This window comes from Paenibacillus sp. NPDC055715, assembly GCF_053617595.1.
Map to the genome: position 1 here is coordinate 245,093 of NZ_JBSHGA010000001.1, position 22,782 is coordinate 267,874.

The window sequence follows — 22,782 nt, forward strand, 5'->3', positions numbered from 1 at the left end:
GAAGTGTAGCTAACGATTTTTATCATAAACATAGCATCCTCTATTGTAGCAAGTTCAACCCCTGTTCGCAAGCAGCGGGCTTTTTTTATGCCTTTTTATACGTAAAAAGCGGTCGTCCATCTGTATAGATGAATACGGCCGCTTTTACTTTTTAATACATTCGCTACTTGCTCTCTTCCACAGGATGAATATGATCCTCCAATCTGCTCAACCGTTCCAGTTGATGACCATAGTCATACATCGCGGCAGCCACAATCGACAGTCTCAGCATGCCCTCCTGACAGTGGTCAAAACGGGTAATCGCATGCTTCATAAATTCGCCGTTTGCCTGCTGGAACATTTCACTTTCTTCCTCGTTCGGTTTCAGCTTATCCTCGAATTTTAGCAGCGCATGTTCATGGAACCGGATCAGCAGCTCCAGATGACCATCAAAAAACGCATCCGTTCCCTTCGGTCGTAAAGACTGAAAGTAGTGCCTTTCCACCGCATCCAGTACCTCATACCCTTTGTGCAAACTTTCGAGCATTTGCTTGTATACCACCATCCGTCTCGTCTGACTGAACCGGGAGCGCTTGAGCTTCTTCTGCTCTTCCTCGAACAAATGATATTTATCCGATAGCGATTTTATGGCTCTCTCCAGATTGCCTTTTTCCTCTTTAAAGACAGACTCCTTGATCTCATCGGAAATGGCGGTACGCAGCAGCAAGGACATACTGTTGAATACACTCTGAATCTGATTGATAAACTGCCTTTTCGGTTTCGGGGGAAAAACAGTAACATTAATGACAAAAGCAGAAACAATCCCGATTAAGGTGAGTACAAAACGGGTCACCGCAAATTTCCAGTCACCGGAAGCCTCCATTACAGAAACAACGGTAACGAGTGTCAAACCTACCGTATCAGCCATATTTATTTTCAGACATATCATAAGTACCAGTACACATACCAATCCGACTGCAATCGGTTCATTTGAAAATACCATCCCGCCCAGCAACGCCATGATTGCACCCAGCGTGCTTGTTTGGAGTTGATCCAGAAAATAACGCCACGATCTGTATATCGACGGTTGCATGGCAAAAATAGCGGCTATCGCTGCCCCCACAGGCGAATGGGTATTCAAGAAGGTGCTCAAAAAAAGGGCGAGCGTCACTGCGATTCCCGTTTTTAGCACCCGTGCTCCAAAAGCCAAAGCCATCCCTCCTACTTACCCTTCAAATTTATTCATACCGAATTACTATAATGAAATTTCAATGTAATGTCTATGCTTTATTATTACCCCAAAAAATCAGAGACAAGGAATATTTATGACATGCACAGATCCTGCTAGTATATATATCAACAGCATCAACTTGTCTGCATCAACGTCACAGGAGGATCGCTGTATATTCAGGGGCTTGGCTTTGGGGATGACATGAATGGCCGGGTGGTGAGCATCCAGGCACTGGCTGTGCCCCTTTTTAGCGGAAAGCATAAGCAAAGCCCAACGCTTGAAAATATTCAGCTATTACTCTGCTCTTGTACTCGCGGCACAGGTCATGGGGAGCTTTGGCGGTGGTGTGCTTGCAGATGGTCTGCAAACGTGGGGGATCACACAGCTCTCCAGTCTGCGGGTCGCCCTGTTCCTTGGCGGAATGGCAACACTGACCGCTTTATTCCATTATTGTTCATGACAAAAGCCTCTCACGTCGAAGAAGATGCGACTCTTGCCAAATCGAGACCTGAACCGGTATCAGCGAATACAGCGGAATCCACGCCCGCTTTACCAGTACCACCTGCTCCTGCTGCTTCTTCGGTTACCCGAGTCATCGGTCAATTTGTTCTTGCCCAGTTTTTTCTCAGGCTGGGCTCAGGTCTGGTCATCCCGTATCTCAATTTGTATTTTACAAACCGCTTTTCCGTATCGCTCAGTGCGATGAGTTTGCTGATTGCTCTCGGTCAGCTGATAACCATCCTACGGAACAAGCTACGCAGCCAAACACCATGTTCCACTCGTCGCCTCATACCATGCATGTCGACAGCTGCCTCATAACGCAGATATAGCCCCAGAAACTGCGGTTTTCAGGATACATCAAAGGGTGGTTAGAAAATGCTTTAGCATGCATTCTGTAACCACCCTCCACTATCATTACAACTTTATATCGTCCAGCTATGATCTCCAATAGAAAGGAACCTGCTAATGTCTTAGCTGTTTCAGAAGCTTGTTATGTACTCCACTCAACAGAATCGCAGCTGTCAGGGCGCCGATCAGCTCTAACCTTTATTCGTTACGATATGTTTGACACGCCCAACCTGCCCGTCTGCCAAACGCACTTTAATTCCATGTGGATGACGAGGAGAATTGGTCAAAATATCCTTCACCGTTCCTCGCGTCAGCTTTCCGGTAGGCTGATCCTTTTTAAGTACAATATCCACTTGAAGCCCTGCGCGAATATCTGATCGGTTCTGTCCGTTCATTGTCTCTATTCCTCCTTTCTATTCAAGCTTATGAAGCTACTCAGCTACTCGACCACTCGGTCGCATTGAAATCACCAGTTACGCCATTCATCCCGACGACTGTTGCCGATCCAAATCACGCACATCGTGGATACATAGCTAATCAACAAAATAGCGAATACCATCCCGCTAAATTCCACAAAATGAGTACGCTGTAGGGTATCTGTCCATATGGAGGACACCTGTGCATACAGCTGGGAAGGCGCAGAAATAATATCCCACGTGTTCCCCCGAAAGAAACGGCCAATATAAATGCCTAAGCTGCTTAACAGTAGTACCGCCAGCACAAACAGCCAGCTTACAAACCCGCCGCGTGCACGTCGTACCAGTTGTCGTACAGATTCGAGCGATACAAATCCCATCGTCAGCCCAAGAACAGCGACCAACAGCATCCCCAGTTCATGATTCCAGAAATACGGCTCTCCCCAAAAGCGTTGCTCCCCGAGAAAAGGATATTTCGCGAACACATGCAGCAAATCTGTGATTAAATACGGTGTGTTGGGATAAAAAAAGAGCCATACCGCTCCCGTTATCCAGAGCAAAAATGTTCTCGTTCCCCGCCGCCAAGAACAATAAATCACATCAAGCAGCAGCGTTAAAAGCATCGGAATCCAGGCCAGCATCATATTCCACCAAATAAAAAGATAAGGGCGGCCTCCTGTGGGCAGCCGCACGTTCATGATCCACAAGGTGCTTATCACTGAGCATACAGCCAATACAATAAAAACATACCCTTTTACAGGATAATTTAACGATCTTAAACGGGCATACATAGGTGTCTCCCTCCTTTGTAATCGTCCATCCTTCTTGACGTTCCAATTTACGCCTGTTCTGGACAGTGTACACCACAATCGCTTCAAGCTCAATGAAAGTGCTCCATTCAGCAGGGCTCAAGACGCGAAAAAGCACCTGTTTCCGAGACTGACCTCCCCCCGGAAACAGGTGCTCATCGCACCTCTGACCCTAATGCTTTTATGACCCAAAGCGACTTTTTTATCTTCCCTGTGTACGGAAATCAATCATCTATATCCGGACATCAACTATATTTGTTTGTACTAATCGGGCGTTCTTGATCATCATTTCCCTGACTGAGCCGCGGGGCATACCCCTCCCGTACGACTAGCTCCGCGTGCAGCAGCTTTTTCTCGATGGGCGACTCCGGGTTGGTTATACGCCATAGCAGTTGATCCACCGCACGCATTCCCAGCAGCTCCTTATTCACTCTCACCGTAGCATAAATCGGCATCTGCTCGCTCGTATCGTCAAAACCAGTCACTCCACAGCGCCTTGGGACGTTAATTCCCTTTCGTTTGAGCGCATCCACCACGTGCCCGGCAGTTACATCGTTCACACATACAAACATCTCCGGCAATTCATCCTCGGTCAGCTTGTCCAATTCCTCGGCAAGCTTCTGCGCTCCCATGTGGAGCAAAGCTCCGTTTTGCTTTAAGTCTATTCCTCCAAGCTCCAGTGTGGAGCGAAAAGCTTCCCAACGTTCATAGAAACTGTGAGCATCGTCGATATTTCCGACAAATTGAAAGCGGGTATAGCCCCTGCACAGCACATTTCTCATGAGTTCAGACATACATGTGCGGTTATCTGTAAACACCGCATCACTTAAAAACGCAGAATCCCAATGATCCACCATGACGACTGGAATGCTCATTCGATAAATATTCAGTAATATAGAAGTGGAAATCGACCCCACGGTGATAATGCCCTTGATCGCTTCCGGATTCAGCAAGGAAAACATATCTTCTGTCGAAGGCTCCGTTAACGTGAGCATATTCATCCCCTTTCGATTCAAGCGCTCAGAAATACCTTCAAACACAGGGCCCCAATACCTGGATTCTCTGTCCTGGTGGCATATGTTCGGAAATAACACCAGCACAGTACCCGACCATTCCCCGGCATCCGTGTCACGAGGCTCCACCCCCGTTGTCTTTGGATGATTGCGAAAATAGCCCATCTGGGCAGCCAGCTTGACCAACACTGCCCTCGTCTCCTCACTTACTCCGGGCTTGCCGGACAATGCACGCGAAACAGCGAACTTTGAAACGCCCGCCGCATCCGCAATTTCCTGCAACGTTACTTTTCCACGCATCTTCTCACCCAACCCTATTCGGAATCTTTTTTCTACCTCTGCCTTTCCAATACATGGGTGTACCCATAAACTGGTATCATCGTAGCACACTTTGTTTTAGATCATCAAACGATAGATTTGCACAAATCCACACCATTCATCAAAATTTGTTTGCATAATAAAAAAACAAACCACATAACAAATCATCATAAATCACTTACATTATGTAAGTAATAATTATGAGTGAATATTTTACATATATTGAAGAACAGGTCGGTACGGCAGAAAAGGAAAATCCCGATGATACAAGTCCTATTGCACTTACTTTTTTTGGTGGTGACGCCAGCTCCAACTGGAATAACATGAAGCTGGCTGAATCATATGTACAACGAAAGACTGCTGGATAAGGATACTTTTATGCACAAAAGTGATCAATATAACTCCAAAATCGCCACAGGTCGTGTGATTGAGCTCATCGATCAGGATTGAAACTATCAGGATGCCGAAAACGTATTCAAAGCATCGGGCAAGGATGAATTTACCTACACGCACTTTCCGGTCACGTTAAGCGAGAAATACGAGGATCATTCCCTCCAACTGCTCGGCTTTGATGCTGCATACGGGATCGGAATTACGACCTCATGCCAAAATCCCGTGCGTCCGGGTCATTGACCCATTTTCGTATTTCCGAAATATCCTCCTGACGATACTCTCTCAATACGATGCGTTCCCCAATTATATGTGGCATAGTACACCTTCCCTCCGGTTATGTAATGGCATCCTGGCGACGACCACTCCCAGCTTATGCAGCTTACGCTTCCATCACTCTCACGAACTCCAGAAAACGCGTCCCTTTATAACGAAGCTCCCCACGATCTCCAGTGACAATCATACCAAAATCCCTATCTTTCACCTTCAGTTCCTTACGCTCGCCCCCGTCAAACTCAAAGGTAACATAATAATCTGTCGAAGCTGAACAATCGCTTGAACCCCCGCGAACCCTCGTTCTCTTGTCCACGACCGTGCATGCACGTTGTACCAACTCAGCGGCTTGATTCGAAAACCCGGTGTCGATTACCTTGGAAATGATAATGATAAATCCAATTGCAATGATTCCAAAAACGATTAAAAATATGGCATCAAACGACCCTGAATTCATAAACCCATTTCCCATCATACGTACTCCCCCTACAGTAAAAGGTATATTTACCACTCTATCTCCTATTGACAAATCGTACATCTTCATCCTCCAAAACTCCAGTACATTTGTAAAATTCGCACGAAAAAAAAGTTATTCCGCTTATCCCGCACCCCGCTTGGACTTGCCCCCAATTCTTGTGCCCAACCTTTTAAAAGTGATTGACCTCAACTATATATAGATATAAAATAGAAATCGTGCTCTAAATATAGTGTACAATGCACATTTCCTACAGATATCTCGAAAATACAGATATGGAAATACCGATATAAATAGGCGTTAAAATTTTGGCAAAGCATAGCCAGCAAGGGTTTGCGCATCTTTACAGGTTCGAGCCTTGGGTAGATGCTGTTTCGCCAAATGTCAAGGAGGATGAATACAATGCTGATTGCTTATGATTCCAAGACCGGCAATGTAAAAAGATTTATCGGGAAGCTCAAGCTTCCGGCGGTCCAAATCCAGGAGCAAATGACTATAGAAGAACCATACGTACTCATTACATATACAACGGGGTTTGGACAGATACCTGAGAGGGTATCTTCCTTTTTGCAAAAAAATGCTCAAAACCTCGTGGGTGTGGCTGCCAGCGGCAACCGTAACTGGGGCGAGAGCTTTGCCAAAAGCGCGGATTTGATCTCCGACCATTACAACGTCCCTGTCATCAGTAAATTTGAATTATCCGGAACGTTCGGCGATGTAGAGCGTTTCAAACAGGAGGTGAGCCGAGTTGCGGCATATTGAATTGAACAACATGTTGATGAAACGCGATACAGACGGCTTTTTCCAATTGGAAAAGGACCAAGAGGCTGTAGACGAGTTTATGAAGGAAGTCGATGAACGGAGCTTGAAGTTTGCGGATCCAGCGGCTAAAGTGCTCTACATGATTGAGAATGATTATTACGATAATTTCTATAGTAGCTATACAGCTGACGAAATTAAGGATATTTTCCATATCACTCATAGTTATCATTTTAAATTTCCTTCCTATATGGCAGCATCCAAGTTTTATACGGATTATGCAGTGAAGAGTAATGACCGTAAGGTTTATTTAGAGCACTACCCTGACCGGGTGGCGGTCGTCGCCCTGCATTTGGGACGCGGCAACGCTGATACGGCGCGTCTGTTGTCTCGCTCGATGATGGAACAGCGTCTCCAGCCGGCAACGCCAACCTTTCTGAATGCAGGCAAAAGCCGTCGTGGAGAACTGGTGTCCTGCTTCCTGCTCGAAATGGACGATTCCCTCAACTCGATCAACTACGTGCTGAACACTTGCATGCAGTTGTCCAAAATCGGCGGCGGTGTCGCGGTCAACCTGTCGAAACTGCGGTCACGCGGCGAAGCGATCAAAGGTGTAGAAGGCGCGGCTAAGGGAATTATACCTGTTCTCAAACTGATGGAAGACGGCTTCGCCTACGCGGATCAGATGGGTCAACGTAAAGGTTCCGGCGCAGCATACTACAACATTTTCGGATGGGATGTCCTGGAGTTCCTGGATAGTAAAAAAATCAATGCCGACGAAAGAGTGCGCCTGAAGACACTCTCGATCGGACTGATTGTTCCGAACCGCTTTTATAAGCTGGCTCAGGATGATGAGCCGCTGCATGTATTCGCTCCTTACAGTGTGTACAAGGCCTACGGTACGCATCTGGACGATATGGATCTGGATGAAATGTACGATACACTGCTCGCTGACGACCGGGTGAAGAAAAAAGTAGCGATGAGCGCGCGTGACATGCTGACCAAAATTGCCATGATCCAACTGGAATCCGGCTATCCATACATGATGAACAAAAGTAACGCGAATCAGGCACATGCTCTTAAAAACGTGGGTCAGGTTAAAATGTCGAATCTGTGTACAGAAATTTTCCAATTACAAGAGACGTCTGAAATTACAAATTACGGCCAACAGGATACCATCCGTCGGGATATCAGCTGCAATCTGGCTTCCCTCAACATTGTAAATGTGATGGAGCATGGCAAAATCCGCGAATCCGTTCACGAAGGTATGATTGCCCTGACCTCGGTCAGCGATATGACCCAAGTCGCGAACGCTCCGGGTGTTGCCAAGGCAAACCGTGAAATGCATTCTGTCGGTCTGGGTGTCATGAACCTGCATGGCTACCTTGCCAAGAACAAAATTGCTTATGAAAGCAACGAAGCGAAGGATTTTGTCCGTACTTTCTTTATGACGATGAACTATCACTCGCTGGAGAAAAGCATGGAGATCGCGCAAGCGGCCGGGCAAAGCTTTTATGGCTTTGAGGAATCGGATTACGCGACTGGTGTGTATTTTGATCGTTATCTGAACACAGATTACCGTCCGACAACGGCACGCGTACAAGATCTGTTTGGCGGCATCTATATTCCTTCTCCAGAGGATTGGGACAATCTGAAAGCAGACGTGCAGAAGAACGGCCTGTATCACGCGTACCGTATGGCGATTGCGCCGACTGCCAGCATTTCATATATCCAAAATGCGACGTCCAGCGTGATGCCAATCGTGGAACAAATTGAAACACGTACCTATGCGAACTCGACGACCTATTATCCAATGCCTTACTTGCAAAGAGATAATGTGTTCTTTTATAAATCCGCTTATCAAATGGATCAATTCAAAGTGCTTGACCTGATTGCAGAAATTCAGCCTCACGTGGATCAAGGAATTTCAACCGTGCTTCATGTGAACAGTGACGTGACTACACGCCAATTGGCACGTTGCTATCTGTATGCTGCTCACAAAGGACTCAAATCGTTGTACTACACACGTACCAAAAAGCTGTCTGTAGAAGAGTGCCTCACCTGCTCGATCTAAGACCGTACTCATAAATTAACATTAGAAGTCCTCATATATATGGATGCTTTTCATTAGAAGCTGTATCCAGCGTGATGTTCCGCCCTTTATGGATTGGGACACGGCCTCGCGGATGCAGCTTCCGTATGTCAAGCATACGATGATTCGCCTTTTGTCTTTCATTATGACTCTAGGAAATCTCGGAAGCTGAAGGGAGAATGCTAAACAATGACAGGTATACAAGCTGTAAACTGGAATCGCTCGGACGATGATTTCACACTAATGTTCTGGAATCAGAACATTATGCAATTTTGGACGGATGATGAAATTCCGCTGTCCGATGATAAAATGAGCTGGGTAACCCTCAGTGATATTGAAAAAGAAGCCTATATGAAAGTATTAGGCGGCTTGACGTTGCTTGACACGATTCAAGGCGGCGTGGGTATGCCGCAAATTATGGAGCATGTGGACGGGCTGCAACGCAAAGCTGTACTGAGCTTTATGGCGATGATGGAGCAAATTCATGCGAAGTCGTACAGCAGCATTTTTACAACCCTGGCTTCTACGGAAGAGATTGATGATATATTCCGTTGGGTAGAGGAAAATCCGCATCTCCAGACCAAGGCGGAAACCATTCGTCAGTATTATATGAATATTCATACGCCAAAAGACTTGTATCTCGCTATGGCAGCGTCAGTGCTGCTAGAAAGCTATTTATTTTATAGCGGCTTCTTCTACCCTCTCTATCTGGCGGGTCAGGGCAAGATGACATGCAGCGGAGAAATTATCGACCTGATTTTGCGGGACGAAAGTATTCACGGTGTTTATGTGGGTGTGCTGGCACAGGAGATTTATGCAGAGCTGGACGAGGAAGAGCAACGGGATCTGTACCAGACGCTGGTAGAGTTGCTGCGCTATTTACACAATAACGAGGAACAATACACCGAGCAAATTTATGCTCCTATCGGGCTGGTGGACGATGTCAAAGTCTTTTTGCGCTACAACGCCAATAAGGCCATGATGAACCTGGGCTTTGATCCGTTGTTTGAAGAAGAAGAAGTCAATCCGATTGTGTTCAACGGCATCAGCACCCACACCAAGCAGCATGATTTCTTTTCTAAAAAAGGAAACGGCTACGTGCGTGCAATGAATGTAGAGCCGCTGACAGATGATGATTTTAATTTTGAAGTGTAGGGTATAGGTATATGTGAAAATAGTTTGTTTAGGTGATGCTGAGGAAGACCACTCCGCAAGTGGATGGCTCTTCCGATCGCTGTTGTCAGGGGATTCTTTTGGATTAGTATTAAGGCTAGAGTCCTTTGGGCAAAGGCGAACGCTTCGCTTCGCTTGAACGAGGATTCATGTAAAAAACGGCCAGATCGCCAAGGTAGCGAAATCTGGCCGTTTTCCATTTTTTTAAGGCCGAGCCTCAGTGAAAATTTGAAAAGTGACACCAAACTTGTCCGTTACATTCCCATAAGCAGGACTAAAATGGGTTTCTTGCAAGGCCATGCCCACCTGTCCTCCTTGCTGTAGAGCATCAAACATTTTTCTGGATTGCTCGACGCTGTCGGTTGTAATACAGATGCTCACCTGATTTCCGCTGCTAAACGGCGATCCGGGAAAGGTATCGGAAAACATAAGCTCTGTCTCACCGACTTTGAGCGTGGCATGTCCCACACGTGCCTTGACCTCAGCTGGAATCGGAAATTCCGGATTTTCAGGCATTTCGCCGAAGGTTTGGATAAAAAGCAGTTCAGCATCCAATGCCTTTTCATAAAATTGAATCGCTTCCTTCGCATTTCCATCCATCGTAATATAGGGGATCAAACGCTTTGACATTTTCTACACAACTCCTTCATTTTTTTAAAGTTATCCGTCATTTCTCCTGTATTATATGCAAAAAGTGTTAAGGTAAACAGAGTTGTTTGTTATCTTACTTCTAAACTTTCAGCCCATTCCTGATTTTCCTTCGGTGTATCTATAATTTTCCCCTGCAAAAAGGATAAGCCATCATCATACCCTATGTTTCTCTTTAGTCTACTGCTATATGGTGGTTCCAGACGGCAAATCGCGAATTCGCTTAATGCGGTATACGGATCATGGACTTATCATTGGTCGGGATATGATCGGAATTTCACTGACTACCAAACCAAACAAATGATAGATTACTATAACTCTGTAGCCTTAGGCGGTGGTATGGTTGCTGGTGCTACATATTGGATTCCTCCCGTACGATTCATACCGAATACGGGGATCTGTGCCTTAGCATCCCAAGGGATCGTAACGGTGAGTTTAAACAGCAGACCGTAGCTCCTTATAAGCGTTCCAATGACACCCTGGAGTCCTTTGTCATCCACATGTTCCAAAAGGGCGTAGCGATGACTGAGATTTCAGACCTGCTCGAAAAAATGTACGGTCATCTACACGCCACAGACGGTGTCGAACATGACCAGGGGGATGGTGGAGCATGTGGATGCCTTTGCGAAGCGCACGCTAGCTCCGGCTGTTTACAGGACGTGAAAGCACGAGGAGCCGAAGACATATTACGGTTCATCTCCGATGGTCTGACTGGCATGGAATCCGCCATAGAGCAAGTGTATCCCCAGGCTAAATACCAATCCTGCCTCGTACACGTTGCCCGTAATATCGCCCATAAAGTACGGGTGTCTGATCGTGCGAGCATCTGTGAGGACTTCAAAACGGTGTATCGGGCAGAGGATGAAGCAGCGGGTAGAGCTGCCCTGGAGACCTTTTGCGACAAGTGGAAGTCCTCTTACCCCAAGGTGGTTAAGTCATTACGCGACAATCCCAACCTCTTTACGTTCTATAGCTTTCCCAAGCCCATTTGGAGAAGCATTTACTCCAGCAATCTCATTGAATCGTTGAACAAACAAATCAAAAAATACACCCAGCGCAAGGAACAATTCCCTCATGAGGAGGCCTTGGAGAAGTTTCTGGTTTCACAGTTTGAGAGCTACAACCAACGCTTCGCTACTCGTTGCCATATCGGCTTCGATCAGGCTCGTGCCGAACTCCAGGCCATGTTCACCACCACAGATCAATACCACCTTCTACGGGAAAGGTTATGTTCACGTACACAAACTTCTTGACGCTCCCAGTTTCGCGTCCTCTTCTTGCGCTTGTATTCTATAAAATTGCCCTTAATTTGAGGAAACTATTTAACAAAAGGATACACGATGTAGCTTACAAGCAGGCCCAAAATAAAAGCAACTGAGACATTAATCCACTTCAGCCGAATCTTTGAATCTACATCCAAAATACCCACCACACAAACCAAAATGAATACAGCAATCTTCCACTTTATATCAAGATAGGGATTCAACAAACCCGCTGTAAAAGCCACGAAACGTAACACTATGCTCCAGAAAACAGGAAACAATACATAATCCCCTTTTTAAGTAAATTTTAATTATTATCGAAAAATAAGCGTTTGATCAAGTAGTAAATCATTTCTCTTTAAGTAATTACCATTAAAGGTGATAGGAACAGAATCTCCGTTAAAATAATCTCTCTTATTGTCATGTTTTATAGCATGAATATGAAGATGCGGCTCACTGCTATAACCTGAGTTCCCTACTTTCGCTATTTCTTGTCCGACCTTAACAAAATCATTTTTCTTAACTAACAGACTATTTTTCTTCAAGTGTAACAACAAAATATTATATCCTTTGTGTTTGATGATAATCATATTTGTAGTACTACCACCCAGGGAGTTTGGGACATTATCTTCTACTCCATCCACAACTTCGATAATTCTACCCTCAACAGGACTATATACTGAATCATTATAAATGGGATAGGATTTTAAGGATTCAGGATTATCAAATTTTTCTTTTCTTGAGCCTAAAGGGGCGAGTTTAGTTAGATCCACCGCATATTTCAAAGTACGATGCGAAAAATGATAGTTCATGGATGAACTCATTCCACCATTCACTACCTCGTAAGCCCCTCCTTTCAAAGGGAGCGCTAAATCGACCGCATCTTCGTGTTTAGGAGTGGATGTAATGTATGAAATACTAAATAAAATACATATAAAAACTTGATATATCGCTAACAAACCATAAAGAGTAAGGAATATTCTTGATCTTTTATTTAAGCCTTTAGATCTAAAAGAGCGTAAAGAAATCATTTTGCGAAGTAAGGAACATCCAAAGAATACGATGCAAACCGGGCGTAAATAATAACTAATTTCTGTCCAATCATTTATAAATAAAATCATGAACGTATATGCACTTGTAAACAAAGTGTGTACATACCACGAAATACGATTTTTAAATGGAAAGTAAGCCATGATCCAGTAAAATATAAGCGGAATCAGCATCATTTTTACAAAATAAAAAAACATTCAATTTCTTCCCTTATCATATGATAATTTACTTCTTACCTCTTCTTGAAATGCAGTATCCGTTAATAATTTATAAAAAAACAAATCCAGCTTCTGCTTAAGCCAAATATGATCCATGCCAGATTCATCTTGAATAAACATAGCTAATTGAATATCGTTTCCTTCCATATCCGTACAATATAAAGCCTCTGTTAGAACAGAAATGGTAGATCCACCTTTGTTTCCAAACGCTATTAACTTGGAGTTATCCACTTTTTGCTGAATTAGCATTTTTAGATATGGATTTATAGTAGAAGGAACCAGTTCTTCCTTGTGTATAAACTTCATTATATGAGCATATTCTTTAGTCGTAGAACAAGGAAGATTTCGCGATTCTAGCACTTGAAGCTTTCGTGCATAATTTTGCTTGGTGTTCCATTTCTGAATACATCCTAACCCCTCATCACTATTTAGTATCTGGTGAATTTCAATGGATTTTTCCATGTATTCCTTATGACTCATCTCACTTATTTTTAGTATTGATTCTTTAAAATCTATTTTATCCATCTCTTGAATATAAGAAGACATCAATCCCGCAGATGAAAAAGGAAATAATTTATCATGTGACGGAAGTGAGAGTTTGTGTATATTCTCATTTATCTGATCTAAGCCCATTCTCGCCATTAGAAATTCTGTATTGGCATTGGAGCTGTAAGCTAACATGCCGTGAGCAATATCAAATAACGTAATTTTTCCTTGAATCTCTTTATGGTTTGACTTAATCCATTCGATCCAGTTATGATGAGCGTTGCCATCAGAACCAGGAATATAAAATTTATTTAATTCCTCTAAAGGAACAAGTTCATGTTCGTCTAATATTTTTGCCGCTACTTGACGAGCAAACTCAATAGCAATGATCACTTTCGCAGTGCTGGCAAGCGGCATTTTAACTTCTGAGTTGTAGCTGATTTTCTCCATACCATTTTTGATCATATACAAAGAAGCTTTATTTGGATTTTCCATTAAAAAGTTAAGAACATCCATTTCTGTTTTCTGATTATTTCGGTGCTTCGTAATTAAAAAAAATATGATAAATATGAAAACAAATATTAGAATCATAGCTACTATAAATAAAATTATTTTCATACTTTACTCCTTAATAAACACGTTTCGGATGAAGTTCACATAATTCGTCACAGTTCCCCACAGGAATAACTTTTCTTTTAGAAGCTATAAAATCATACAGATACCCGCCTATACCCATCTTTTTAAAGACAATTATAAAAGGAACAGTCCACCAAAGAAGCGGTATTCTTGTACAAATTTGTGCAATAGAATCAATCCCACGTTGTATTTTACTGGAACCATTTACCGAGAAACTATGCATTCTCTTTTCTAATTCATTAACATCTAACTTATATTTTTGAACCAATGAAGAATTCCGAAAGCTAACAAGCCGTAGCATTCTAAAATAATCCATCTTGTGCAAGTTGTCTTTTATACTTGTACAGACAGGACACCAACCGTCATAGAAAACCAGAATTTGTTTATTCCGAAATCTTACATATCCTAATCTTCTTGTTTTTCTTCGAATTGAAATTGATATTTTCCTGAAACTGTTTTTTATAAACCGGTATAATTTTTTATATTCTTGATCCGTAAACAATAATAGTTCCATTACTATCATAATTAATGAAAATGTCAATAAGCCCATGCCTATACCGATTCCTGCATGAAACAAAATCATAGCTGCAACTACAAATGGTTTAAGCCTTTTATTAATCACAGCAAAAGGAAATGCAATTTTAATAATTATTGATAGATAAGTGAATAAAATGGTGAGACCAACATAATGGTTAACTATATACCCCAAAATAGGTCTGCTAAACTCTCTCACTTGAGATATATAATAAAGTGCTGTTCCGTTTTGCCACATTTCGCCCATAAGCTGGTACATGCCCGAGAAGAAATAAACAATACACAGTTGTATAATACAAACAAGTACTGCACAATTGTGAATTATTACAGATAACTTATAAATCAAAGACTGGTTCAAGTCTTTCCTATGTGAGCTATTCAGTTTAGAATCAAAAGAAAAATATGCAGTGTTATTAGCGAACAGGAGAAAAAACATATTCACTATTAGTAAATTGTCACCTCCGTCACTTATATGAAAAGAACGAACATACAGTGAATAAAAAAATAGATAGGCCAGAAATGAAAAAAGACGACCTTTATATCCAATTAAATAAAAAATAGTGACCACAATTCCTAAATGATAGATGCAGTCAAAAAATAAAACTGAAGAATTTAAATTATATAAAGACCACGTTAATGACTTGTACTCAGCGGAATACATATTAATTCCAGATTCATGCCAAAAAAAATACCTTTGTTTGTAATGTATAAAGTAATTGTAAAGTAATATCAAACCAATACAAATTCTAAGAATACTCGTTCCAATAAAAAAGCGTTCATTCATAAAAAATTTACGGTAATTTAACAACATCCTTTACAACTCCTTTCCAACCATATACCACATTAGTTTCTTTCACTTTAAATTTGGGATCCCCTCGCTTTGAATATGGAATTGCATCAGATGTTGAAGTCATAAACTGAACTTTGGTTAATTCAAATTTTGCAAACTTTCTTTTAGCAAATGCAGAAGCATAGCGGTAGATAATTTGTTCAACGTGTTTGGAATCTTTATCTAAAGAAGCATTTATTTCTTTGCTAACCTTCTCTTTTTCGGATATTTTCTCCATTAATTTATATGTGAGATCATCTTTCCCTCCTATATATAATTGATGTATGTATCCACTTCCAATTCTGAGCATTCTATTATAAGGAGAAAACGTAGTCGCCTGGTTGGTCCTGATCATAGGTTCAGTAACATCATACCAATTGCTTATAACTGTTTTGGAGTTGTCCTGCTCCTTATATTTTACTCGCACATATAATTTTAGATTTTGAGTCATAGGTTGAGGAGCAAATAGATGCCAGTTTTGTTGAAAAAACCGTCCTACATAATTATCAGTTACTGATTTTAATGAAACAGAGATAGGGTTAAGTGGGCCAGCATGAAGAAAAATAAAGAAGAAATGAATCATTATGAACAACGATAAAGAAAACAACGTAACATTTAGAATACATGATTCCCTTCTTTTTTCCATTTTAACGATCACCTCTTTTAAATATCACCAGGGAGAGTGAGACATAAAAATCTGATCCCCTCCCTGCTAATTTAACTATTTATCGAAGATTACATCTGCGTTCTCTACATCACTACCGGAGACACCTGTGCCGCCTAATAGGCTGCCTAGACGGGTTGCTTCCCTCAGTGCATTCTTGTTAGCTTTATAAGCTGCTTTACCATATACTACTGCTTTACGGGCAAGGGATACTATTGCTTGGGGTTCAATAGAAGCTCCGTTTGCATTTGCGCTAATTAAAGGTGAATTTCCATTGGGAACATTATAATCAGAAGCGTAAGAAGCACTTAAACTTACAGTAGAGAAAGCTGCAATGGCTACAGCCAGACTAAGTATTGTTAATTTTTTCTTCATTAATAATTCCTCCCGAAATAATTAGTAAAAATATTTTTAAACACTTTATTTTATGATTTTTTTGATTACAGGTACTATTATTCAATATAATTAATCATTATATCACTTTCTTCCATTTTTTATATATTACTTTCATTTGCCAAAAATCATAAACATTAATTTTTAGTAATTAAAAAAAATATTTAGATCAGAGTTAACATACACACACTTCAACAACGGGAGGGATAATGTACCATGTCAAATTGGCCTGAATGGTTTCAAGAGGCATTACACCAACGTTTTTATCAGATAGAACTAGCTAGTGAACAACAGGCTTCATATTCATCAGAGGATAAAAATCTATTCACTCAAATGGAACAATTCAAAATGAACCAAAACGAGGATATCCAACGTCTGTTATCCGAATGGGAAGAAGCCATAGGCGATCAGCTAAGCCAGAACAAACAATCCATCTAAATGGAAGGAGTAAAAGACGGGATTCGATTGGTTCTTCCCGCCATGCAGTCCACAGTTACTTGTTAGCTTTTTGATCACTTTAGTCTATGTTTTTTAGTCCTGTATTTCGTCTATGCTCATTCCACTTTTCAAGGGTAAAAACAAAATGCGCTGGTGAGAGAACGGTTATCTTCTCCATCAACGCATTAAATAGGTTATCATCAAATTGTTCTAGTATATCTTGCCGTGAGCTTAGTACTTGAATAATCTCATCGACACGTTCCTGATTTTTCCCTTCTGATCCTCTTCCTCCTCTAATTTCAGCATCTGTTGCCGTAGCTCATCGAGCTCGCTGGAAAGTCTGTTCGTTTCTTCATCATGTACTAATATTGGTAAACCTATATTCCCTAACACGCTGACCCAACTAATGGCTAGAAAGATAAGGGATTTACAGATGCCGCAGAGGGAATAAAGTAGCTTGTTGAGTAAAAAAGAAGAAGCTGAACCATCCAGTACACGAGTTCCCGTCACGTAGTCCAGAATGGTCTTTTGGTAATCTACGATTTGGTTCATATCTGTAAGGTGCGTTTTTAATTGTGAAAAAGATCACAATTATCGCGGCGCAAGCCGAACAAATCAAACAGCAGTACTATGGCTTTGTCATACAAAGGCGTTTTTTCCGCCTCGATGCAAAAGTCGATCAGCTTCTCAGCCGCAGATGAAAAATGAAAATTGAAAAACACGGTACTCGGTAGTTCCTCTTTATGCTCCACAATCACATTCAAATGAGGATTATGCTTCCGGTTTCCTTTTAAGATATCCTGCCAGGGTAGCGCGTCTAAATATTTTTCAATCATCCGTTTTTTATAAACGTTAATTTTCTTGATGCCGCGATAGTCATAATGCATCGTGTTCATAAGGGATTCAAAGCTGATATGGCGCACCGTTGCAGGCAATTCCTGGCCCGTACCCTCCCGTAACGTGAGCAAAATTACCTTCACCAACTCCTGAAGCGAAAAATCTTGCAAAGCCGACTCCACATACCAAAGCGTCCGATTCTCCAACGAAGCCAGCGCCTTATCTACATTTAGTTCGCGTTCCAGCTCGGCGTAATCCTGCTCAAATGGCTCCCCTTCATGAACAGAAACAGACCGTAATCGTTTCAGCCGTTCTTTCACACTCCAGGCCACAGGGGCGTTATCCCACGCAATCCAGCCAATCAGCTGCTCTACTTCACTTCGTACCTGCTCCCATAATTCAGGGTTTACCCCGGAGATAATGCACTCGTTCAGCGCCCGTAAGGCAAGCTCCAGTTCCTCGTGGCTTAACCAGCCCTTACGGGTAATTTCCAGCAGCGCCCGATTTTCCGCAAAAGGGATTTCGCCCCGTATATACTGTCCGATTAATCCATGCGTTTCAATTAGAATCCGGGTCATGCTGTTGCGCGGGTACACAGGTGATTCTGCTTGGGCCTGTCTGACATACAGTTGGGCGGAACCGATATTATGTACAAATAAATTGATGCCCTCCTGCTGCCAGCGCAGCCGTTCGCGAACTGTGCCTCCTTTGGTCGTCTCAGACCATACCAGCACGTCTTCTAACAGCTCCTTAATCCAGAAAGACAATGAAAGTCCGTCCAAAATAAGCAACGTACGCTCCACATAATCCAGTACGGGATTAGCATCCTTTAAATCCCCTATGGAGCAGATGCGTTCCAAATTCACAATGCGCCCCTCAGCCGAAACAAGCAGCTTCAGCCAAGTTGGCGTATCCCAGGCCAGATCGTTTTCTTTCCGATAGTTGGCAATGGCTTTTAGTGATTGCAGCATTTTCACTCACCTCAATTGATTTGGATTCGGTATACACGAGAGACTTTAATAAGAACTTTTGGATAAGAGTCTTGTATAACTACACTTTACCATACATTTGCAGCTTCCATCGCGTGGAAAATATTAAATATTTTTGTCAATCATACACCTTACATGCTTACCAAACGCATACATGACCCCCAGATGCGCTTTGGCCTGTAGTGCCCCCCATTCATTGGGCATCCTTTCCCGGCGGCAGCTTGAATGCCGCTCAAATATACAATCTGCTTCTCCCGTTATTGCGGATTGAAAACGTCCATCTTCCCAGATATACAATCATCGGACGTATCCCGTGTGACCACACTAAGAGTAGAGGGAGTGCTTTCAAAGTATAAAAAAAGACTTGCCATCCTGAAATGTTGTGCTTATAATTACACCTAACTTGATACGATAACAAATTTCAATGACGAGAACGAGTAAGCTATACAGCGGATTTGCAGAGAGTTGGGGCAGGTGAAAGCCAACATTCCGAGGGTAGCCGAACGCCATCTCCGAGAAGCGGGCTGAATCTGTAGTAAGCTCTGCCGCCTTTCCAGCGTTAACCGGAACACGTATTGATGGATACGTGAACAGAGTGTCATTTCTTATGGAATGAAACTAGGGTGGTAACACGGGTATAAACTCGTCCCTTTACAGGGGCGGGTTTTTTTTGTTTTTCAAAAAGGAGGAAATCAACATGACGAACGTATTAACCACAGTATCTATAAGCGACTTTTTGACTCCAGCTGTACGGGAAATGCCTCCTTCAGGCATTCGTAAGTTTTTTGAATATAGTACGGGCAGAAAAGATATCGTTTCGCTTGGTGTTGGTGAACCGGACTTTGTGACCCCTCAACATGTCATAAAGGCCTGTATCACAGCACTGGAAAATGGCAAGACCTCGTACACACCGAATGCGGGTCTTCCCGAGCTGCGTGATGAGATTGCCGGGTATCTGGAGAGCAACTTTAACACGTCCTACAATCCGGCAAATGAAATCATGGTAACGATCGGCAGCAGTGAAGCGTTGGATTTGGCGCTCCGTGCGCTGATTACGGAACACGATGAAATTCTCATTCCGGCTCCCTGCTATATTTCGTATTCACCGATCACGTTCCTGAATGGAGGGCATACCGTAACGGTTGAAACCTCTGCTGATCAGCAATTTAAGCTGACGGCTGAAGCGCTCAAAGCCAAGCTGACTCCACGATCCAAAGTACTTATTCTCTGTTATCCAAACAATCCGACAGGTGGAGTGATGACTTATGAGGACTGGCTACCGATTGCCCGCTTGGTGGAGGAGCATAATCTGGTCGTGATCTCCGACGAAATTTATGGTGAGCTGACCTATGGACAGAAGCATGTAAGCTTCGCCGCTCTGCCGGGCATGAAAGAGCGAACCCTGCTCATCAGCGGCTTTTCCAAAGCCTTTGCGATGACGGGCTGGAGAGTCGGCTATGTATGCGGTCCGCAGGAGCTGATTTCAGCCATGCTGAAAATCCATCAATATACCGTTATGTGCGCTCCTATTATCGGGCAAATTGCCGCTATTGAGTCACTGCGCCACGGGCTGGAGGAAAAAGACCGCATGATGGAATCCTACAATCTGCGCAGAAAATGGTTTGTTGAAAGCTTGCGTCAGGCAGGACTGCCCTGCCATGAACCGAGCGGTGCCTTCTACGTTTTTCCTTCCATTACGCACACGGGATTAAGCTCAGAACAGTTTGCCAAGCGGTTACTGGAAGAAGAGGGCGTCATTACCGTACCCGGCTCTGCATTCGGCCCGGGTGGCGAGGGCTTTATCCGCTGCTCCTATGCATCGTCGCAGGAACAGCTAGAAATCGCTTTGGAGCGCATCTGCGTTTTCTTGAAACGTCTATAATCAGCGGCCTATCCCCTACACGGCAATAACCAAATGTCGGAGATTTCAGAGCTTGGTCGGAAAGTCCCAGGAATAACCCGGCCTGAAAAAATGCCCAACACAGCAACCAGAAATTTGTGTTGCGCCCGATACACCCATTAAGCTTTTTTACGACACAGAAGGCTGCGGCTGTGATGGTATTACGGTGCTAAAGATCGTCAGCGCACCCGACAGCGGCGATCTTGAAGTACAGGCGGGCAGCTTGCCTTTTCTCGTTAGCGGTCAGCAGGCGATTTATTTTGAAGAATCCATGCGGCTTGATGCAGACGAGAAGTTCCCTTCCTACAAACTATCCAGCGATTCTACCTTCTATAGTAACAATGTGAAAACCCTGGATGTCCGGCCGTCCTAATCTTTAGGATGGTCCGGCATCCAGAACGTTTTGCACAAAATCGGTTTTAGCCTCTATAAACACCTGCATTATTGACTAAAGCTGTGATGTCCGTGTGTTCTTCCTTAATGTATGTAAAGAAATGAGTTACTTCCGTATAGTTACTTATGTCTATCAGATAGGTGTACAAACTTGGTGAATTCAGTTCAGCCTCAAGTTCGTTTAAAGAACGTTTATTCATATCACACGCAATAACACTTGCGCCTTCCCTTAAGCATTGCTGAGTAATTTCCTGTCCAATGCCTTTTCCTCATCAAATTCCCGTGGTCGAACCATAAATACCTCCTTATTTTCGTACCGTTCAGTATATTAAGATTGTATGCTCATCAGGATCAGCTGTCAAATATGCACATGATAACTCTTGACATCCCATATGAACGTGAGTTATATTGACCTAAATAATTACGTACCATTCGGTATGTAAATAACAGAAAGTGACGTGGTATGTGAAAATGAAGACGTCAGAAGAAAAAGCGGTACTCCTGCCCCATCAAACCGTAGCCAACGTTACCGAAACAGCCCCCGTTCGTTCCATGTCCCGATCTGTGGCACTCTTGTTTGCCATAGCCTGTGGGCTGGCTGTCGCCAATATTTATTATGCGCAACCATTGCTGGACGCGCTGGCGCACGAGTTTGGCATCACACCTTCATCGGTTGGTATCGTCATTACAGTGACGCAGATTTGTTATGCATTGGGACTGCTATTGCTCGTCCCGCTTGGCGATCTTTTGGATCGACGGCGGCTGATTACCGGACAAATGCTCTTATCCGTGCTGGCGTTAATTGCGGTTAGCTTGGCTCCCACGCGTACAATCCTGCTCATGGGCATGGCAGCGGTTGGGCTGCTGGCTGTCGTCACACAGACACTTGTTGCGTTCGCCTCGACCTTGGCCGAACCGGCCGAACGCGGACGTATCGTAGGTCTGGTGACCAGTGGAATCGTTATCGGCATTCTGCTGGCACGAACCGTGGCCGGTGTATTGACCGATCTGGCAGGTTGGCGTTCGGTGTACCTTATTTCCGCCGCATTGACGCTATTCATGGCTGTAGCGCTGTTTCGGGTACTGCCACAGAATGAACCCAAAGGAGCAACGCTATCCTATCCGCAGTTGCTTCGCTCGGTTCTCACACTGTTCATGCAAGAACGGATTCTGCGTGTCCGAGCCGTGCTGGCTTTGCTCATTTTTACTGCGTTCAGCATATTGTGGACTTCGCTAGTATTGCCTCTCAGTGCCCCACCGCTATCTCTTTCACATACTGCCATCGGGGCCTTTGGTCTGGCCGGAGTCGCCGGAGCATTAGCGGCTGCACGGGCAGGGCGTCTTGCCGATCAAGGCTCAGGACAGCGGACAACGGGTATTGCGCTGGCTCTGCTACTGCTATCTTGGTTGCCTATCGGCTATACCGAGCACTCGCTGTTCGCTTTGGCCCTTGGCGTTATCCTTCTGGATCTGGCGGTACAGGCTGTGCATGTGACCAATCAGAGCATGATTTTCACCGTTCGCCCTGAGGCACGCAGCCGACTTACCGCAGCCTACATGATATTTTATTCCATCGGCAGCGCCACCGGAGCCATCGCTTCGACTCATATGTACACATATGCCGGCTGGAACGGGGTATGTCTATTGGGTGCTGGCGTCAGTACTCTGGCTCTCGTCTTTTGGGCAGTAACCTGCCGTTCAACTTGAATGAAGGGTCGACTGCTATGA

General features: G+C 43.6%; 23 protein-coding genes, 3 pseudogenes and 1 other annotated feature. Of the genes and pseudogenes, 12 read left to right on the forward strand and 14 right to left on the reverse strand.

All coding sequences use genetic code 11. The features are described 5' to 3' along the window. Positions 1 to 163 precede the first annotated feature (163 nt). Positions 164 to 1,195 (reverse strand): FUSC family protein, encoded by a 1,032-nt coding sequence (locus ACWGOO_RS01205; protein WP_452480790.1) that lies wholly within the window; start codon positions 1,193 to 1,195, stop codon positions 164 to 166. Between the two features lie 292 nt (positions 1,196 to 1,487). Here ACWGOO_RS01205 and ACWGOO_RS01210 point away from each other — a divergent pair, with 292 nt between their 5' ends. Together ACWGOO_RS01210 and ACWGOO_RS01215 are read left to right on the forward strand one after the other, a co-directional pair. Continuing rightward, on the forward strand, positions 1,488 to 1,670 hold the full coding sequence (locus ACWGOO_RS01210; protein WP_452480792.1) for a hypothetical protein: 183 nt from the start codon (positions 1,488 to 1,490) through the stop codon (positions 1,668 to 1,670). After that, the gene (locus ACWGOO_RS01215) at positions 1,667 to 2,029 is read left to right on the forward strand and encodes a hypothetical protein (protein ID WP_452480794.1); all 363 of its coding nucleotides are present in this window, start codon (positions 1,667 to 1,669) and stop codon (positions 2,027 to 2,029) included. Before ACWGOO_RS01210 ends, ACWGOO_RS01215 begins: the two co-directional genes overlap by 4 nt. Positions 2,030 to 2,250: 221 nt before the next feature. Here ACWGOO_RS01215 and ACWGOO_RS01220 read toward each other — a convergent pair whose 3' ends face one another. The 3 genes from ACWGOO_RS01220 to ACWGOO_RS01230 form a co-directional block, all read right to left on the reverse strand. Continuing rightward, entirely contained in the window at positions 2,251 to 2,454 is a 204-nt protein-coding gene (locus ACWGOO_RS01220; protein ID WP_452480796.1) for a YwbE family protein, read from the reverse strand. Positions 2,455 to 2,525: 71 nt separating this feature from the next. Next, positions 2,526 to 3,266 (reverse strand): DUF1361 domain-containing protein, encoded by a 741-nt coding sequence (locus ACWGOO_RS01225; RefSeq protein ID WP_452480798.1) that lies wholly within the window; start codon positions 3,264 to 3,266, stop codon positions 2,526 to 2,528. A gap of 263 nt (positions 3,267 to 3,529) precedes the next feature. Then, complete coding sequence (locus tag ACWGOO_RS01230) at positions 3,530 to 4,597, reverse strand: LacI family DNA-binding transcriptional regulator (RefSeq protein ID WP_452480800.1); 1,068 nt, start codon at positions 4,595 to 4,597, stop codon at positions 3,530 to 3,532. 218 nt (positions 4,598 to 4,815) lie between these two features. Between ACWGOO_RS01230 and ACWGOO_RS01235 the strand changes: the two genes are divergently transcribed. Continuing rightward, positions 4,816 to 4,983 (forward strand): hypothetical protein, encoded by a 168-nt coding sequence (locus ACWGOO_RS01235; protein WP_452480802.1) that lies wholly within the window; start codon positions 4,816 to 4,818, stop codon positions 4,981 to 4,983. Then, positions 4,946 to 5,236, forward strand: a pseudogene (locus ACWGOO_RS01240) (ABC transporter substrate-binding protein); the annotation flags it as partial. The gene ACWGOO_RS01235 and the pseudogene ACWGOO_RS01240, both read left to right, overlap by 38 nt. On the opposite strand, the pseudogene ACWGOO_RS01245 reads toward ACWGOO_RS01240, so the two are convergent. Further along, positions 5,235 to 5,324, reverse strand: a pseudogene (locus ACWGOO_RS01245) (GNAT family N-acetyltransferase); the annotation flags it as partial. The pseudogenes ACWGOO_RS01240 and ACWGOO_RS01245 overlap by 2 nt on opposite strands. A gap of 63 nt (positions 5,325 to 5,387) precedes the next feature. Further along, the gene (locus ACWGOO_RS01250) at positions 5,388 to 5,753 is read right to left on the reverse strand and encodes a DUF2500 domain-containing protein (RefSeq protein ID WP_452480804.1); all 366 of its coding nucleotides are present in this window, start codon (positions 5,751 to 5,753) and stop codon (positions 5,388 to 5,390) included. Positions 5,754 to 6,155: 402 nt separating this feature from the next. On the opposite strand from ACWGOO_RS01250, the gene nrdI reads away from it, so the two are divergent. The 3 genes from nrdI (at position 6,156) to nrdF (ending at position 9,759) form a co-directional block, all read left to right on the forward strand. Next, positions 6,156 to 6,515, forward strand: a complete 360-nt coding sequence (nrdI, locus tag ACWGOO_RS01255; protein ID WP_044646968.1) for a class Ib ribonucleoside-diphosphate reductase assembly flavoprotein NrdI — start codon at positions 6,156 to 6,158, stop codon at positions 6,513 to 6,515. Continuing rightward, a complete protein-coding gene (gene nrdE / locus ACWGOO_RS01260; protein WP_452480806.1) occupies positions 6,502 to 8,586 on the forward strand; it encodes a class 1b ribonucleoside-diphosphate reductase subunit alpha in 2,085 nt (694 codons plus the stop codon). The genes nrdI and nrdE overlap by 14 nt, the downstream gene beginning before the upstream one ends. 207 nt (positions 8,587 to 8,793) lie before the next feature. Next, positions 8,794 to 9,759, forward strand: a complete 966-nt coding sequence (gene nrdF, locus ACWGOO_RS01265) for a class 1b ribonucleoside-diphosphate reductase subunit beta (protein ID WP_452480808.1) — start codon at positions 8,794 to 8,796, stop codon at positions 9,757 to 9,759. A 222-nt stretch (positions 9,760 to 9,981) separates the two neighbouring features. On the opposite strand, the gene ACWGOO_RS01270 is transcribed toward nrdF, so the two are convergent. Then, positions 9,982 to 10,407: a VOC family protein gene (locus ACWGOO_RS01270; protein ID WP_452480810.1), complete on the reverse strand. Its 426-nt coding sequence runs from the start codon at positions 10,405 to 10,407 to the stop codon at positions 9,982 to 9,984. Positions 10,408 to 10,784: 377 nt separating this feature from the next. Between ACWGOO_RS01270 and ACWGOO_RS01275 the strand changes: the two genes are divergently transcribed. After that, positions 10,785 to 11,678 carry an IS256 family transposase gene (locus ACWGOO_RS01275; RefSeq protein ID WP_452480812.1) on the forward strand — a complete coding sequence of 298 codons (894 nt, stop codon included), beginning with the start codon at positions 10,785 to 10,787 and terminating at the stop codon, positions 11,676 to 11,678. Between the two features lie 323 nt (positions 11,679 to 12,001). On the opposite strand, the gene ACWGOO_RS01280 is transcribed toward ACWGOO_RS01275, so the two are convergent. The 5 genes from ACWGOO_RS01280 to ACWGOO_RS01300 all read right to left on the reverse strand — a co-directional run bounded on the left by ACWGOO_RS01280 (position 12,002) and on the right by ACWGOO_RS01300 (position 16,479). Beyond that, positions 12,002 to 12,934, reverse strand: coding sequence for a M23 family metallopeptidase (locus ACWGOO_RS01280; protein ID WP_452480814.1), 933 nt, complete (start codon positions 12,932 to 12,934; stop codon positions 12,002 to 12,004). Continuing rightward, positions 12,935 to 14,059 (reverse strand): serine hydrolase, encoded by a 1,125-nt coding sequence (locus ACWGOO_RS01285; RefSeq protein ID WP_452480815.1) that lies wholly within the window; start codon positions 14,057 to 14,059, stop codon positions 12,935 to 12,937. Between the two features lie 10 nt (positions 14,060 to 14,069). Next, a complete protein-coding gene (locus ACWGOO_RS01290; RefSeq protein ID WP_452480817.1) occupies positions 14,070 to 14,858 on the reverse strand; it encodes a DCC1-like thiol-disulfide oxidoreductase family protein in 789 nt (262 codons plus the stop codon). 544 nt (positions 14,859 to 15,402) lie between these two features. After that, positions 15,403 to 16,086, reverse strand: coding sequence for a DUF5819 family protein (locus tag ACWGOO_RS01295; protein WP_452480819.1), 684 nt, complete (start codon positions 16,084 to 16,086; stop codon positions 15,403 to 15,405). A gap of 75 nt (positions 16,087 to 16,161) precedes the next feature. After that, positions 16,162 to 16,479, reverse strand: a complete 318-nt coding sequence (locus ACWGOO_RS01300) for a hypothetical protein (RefSeq protein WP_452480821.1) — start codon at positions 16,477 to 16,479, stop codon at positions 16,162 to 16,164. Positions 16,480 to 16,713: 234 nt separating this feature from the next. Here ACWGOO_RS01300 and ACWGOO_RS01305 point away from each other — a divergent pair, with 234 nt between their 5' ends. After that, positions 16,714 to 16,935, forward strand: coding sequence for a hypothetical protein (locus ACWGOO_RS01305; RefSeq protein WP_452480823.1), 222 nt, complete (start codon positions 16,714 to 16,716; stop codon positions 16,933 to 16,935). A 459-nt stretch (positions 16,936 to 17,394) separates the two neighbouring features. Here ACWGOO_RS01305 and ACWGOO_RS01310 read toward each other — a convergent pair. Further along, positions 17,395 to 18,743 (reverse strand): annotated as a pseudogene (locus ACWGOO_RS01310) (class I SAM-dependent methyltransferase); the annotation flags it as partial. Positions 18,744 to 19,176: 433 nt separating this feature from the next. Further along, positions 19,177 to 19,415: a binding site (T-box leader), on the forward strand. A gap of 43 nt (positions 19,416 to 19,458) precedes the next feature. Here ACWGOO_RS01310 and ACWGOO_RS01315 point away from each other — a divergent pair. Together ACWGOO_RS01315 and ACWGOO_RS01320 are read left to right on the forward strand one after the other, a co-directional pair. Continuing rightward, entirely contained in the window at positions 19,459 to 20,643 is a 1,185-nt protein-coding gene (locus ACWGOO_RS01315) for an aminotransferase class I/II-fold pyridoxal phosphate-dependent enzyme (RefSeq protein ID WP_452480825.1), read from the forward strand. A gap of 112 nt (positions 20,644 to 20,755) precedes the next feature. Further along, the gene (locus ACWGOO_RS01320) at positions 20,756 to 21,034 is read left to right on the forward strand and encodes an iron-sulfur cluster biosynthesis family protein (RefSeq protein WP_452481583.1); all 279 of its coding nucleotides are present in this window, start codon (positions 20,756 to 20,758) and stop codon (positions 21,032 to 21,034) included. Between the two features lie 46 nt (positions 21,035 to 21,080). Here ACWGOO_RS01320 and ACWGOO_RS01325 read toward each other — a convergent pair whose 3' ends face one another. Beyond that, the gene (locus ACWGOO_RS01325; RefSeq protein ID WP_452481584.1) at positions 21,081 to 21,314 is read right to left on the reverse strand and encodes an SDR family NAD(P)-dependent oxidoreductase; all 234 of its coding nucleotides are present in this window, start codon (positions 21,312 to 21,314) and stop codon (positions 21,081 to 21,083) included. A gap of 211 nt (positions 21,315 to 21,525) precedes the next feature. Between ACWGOO_RS01325 and ACWGOO_RS01330 the strand changes: the two genes are divergently transcribed. Then, positions 21,526 to 22,761, forward strand: a complete 1,236-nt coding sequence (locus ACWGOO_RS01330; RefSeq protein WP_452480827.1) for an MFS transporter — start codon at positions 21,526 to 21,528, stop codon at positions 22,759 to 22,761. Positions 22,762 to 22,782: the final 21 nt, after the last annotated feature.

What these genes read in the sequence shown, in the direction of transcription:
- ACWGOO_RS01215 (WP_452480794.1), top strand. Translation starts at nt 1,667, where the DNA reads ATGACAAAAGCCTCTCACGTCGAAGAAGATGCGACTCTTGCCAAATCG.
- ACWGOO_RS01220 (WP_452480796.1), bottom strand. Translation starts at nt 2,454, where the DNA reads ATGAACGGACAGAACCGATCAGATATTCGCGCAGGGCTTCAAGTGGAT.
- ACWGOO_RS01300 (WP_452480821.1), bottom strand. Translation starts at nt 16,479, where the DNA reads ATGAAGAAAAAATTAACAATACTTAGTCTGGCTGTAGCCATTGCAGCT.
- ACWGOO_RS01270 (WP_452480810.1), bottom strand. Translation starts at nt 10,407, where the DNA reads ATGTCAAAGCGTTTGATCCCCTATATTACGATGGATGGAAATGCGAAG.
- ACWGOO_RS01205 (WP_452480790.1), bottom strand. Translation starts at nt 1,195, where the DNA reads ATGGCTTTGGCTTTTGGAGCACGGGTGCTAAAAACGGGAATCGCAGTG.
- ACWGOO_RS01295 (WP_452480819.1), bottom strand. Translation starts at nt 16,086, where the DNA reads ATGGAAAAAAGAAGGGAATCATGTATTCTAAATGTTACGTTGTTTTCT.
- ACWGOO_RS01225 (WP_452480798.1), bottom strand. Translation starts at nt 3,266, where the DNA reads ATGTATGCCCGTTTAAGATCGTTAAATTATCCTGTAAAAGGGTATGTT.
- ACWGOO_RS01305 (WP_452480823.1), top strand. Translation starts at nt 16,714, where the DNA reads ATGTCAAATTGGCCTGAATGGTTTCAAGAGGCATTACACCAACGTTTT.
- ACWGOO_RS01235 (WP_452480802.1), top strand. Translation starts at nt 4,816, where the DNA reads ATGAGTGAATATTTTACATATATTGAAGAACAGGTCGGTACGGCAGAA.
- ACWGOO_RS01280 (WP_452480814.1), bottom strand. Translation starts at nt 12,934, where the DNA reads ATGTTTTTTTATTTTGTAAAAATGATGCTGATTCCGCTTATATTTTAC.
- ACWGOO_RS01285 (WP_452480815.1), bottom strand. Translation starts at nt 14,059, where the DNA reads ATGAAAATAATTTTATTTATAGTAGCTATGATTCTAATATTTGTTTTC.
- nrdI (WP_044646968.1), top strand. Translation starts at nt 6,156, where the DNA reads ATGCTGATTGCTTATGATTCCAAGACCGGCAATGTAAAAAGATTTATC.
- ACWGOO_RS01315 (WP_452480825.1), top strand. Translation starts at nt 19,459, where the DNA reads ATGACGAACGTATTAACCACAGTATCTATAAGCGACTTTTTGACTCCA.
- ACWGOO_RS01330 (WP_452480827.1), top strand. Translation starts at nt 21,526, where the DNA reads ATGAAGACGTCAGAAGAAAAAGCGGTACTCCTGCCCCATCAAACCGTA.
- nrdF (WP_452480808.1), top strand. Translation starts at nt 8,794, where the DNA reads ATGACAGGTATACAAGCTGTAAACTGGAATCGCTCGGACGATGATTTC.
- ACWGOO_RS01290 (WP_452480817.1), bottom strand. Translation starts at nt 14,858, where the DNA reads ATGGGCGAAATGTGGCAAAACGGAACAGCACTTTATTATATATCTCAA.
- ACWGOO_RS01250 (WP_452480804.1), bottom strand. Translation starts at nt 5,753, where the DNA reads ATGATGGGAAATGGGTTTATGAATTCAGGGTCGTTTGATGCCATATTT.
- ACWGOO_RS01230 (WP_452480800.1), bottom strand. Translation starts at nt 4,597, where the DNA reads ATGCGTGGAAAAGTAACGTTGCAGGAAATTGCGGATGCGGCGGGCGTT.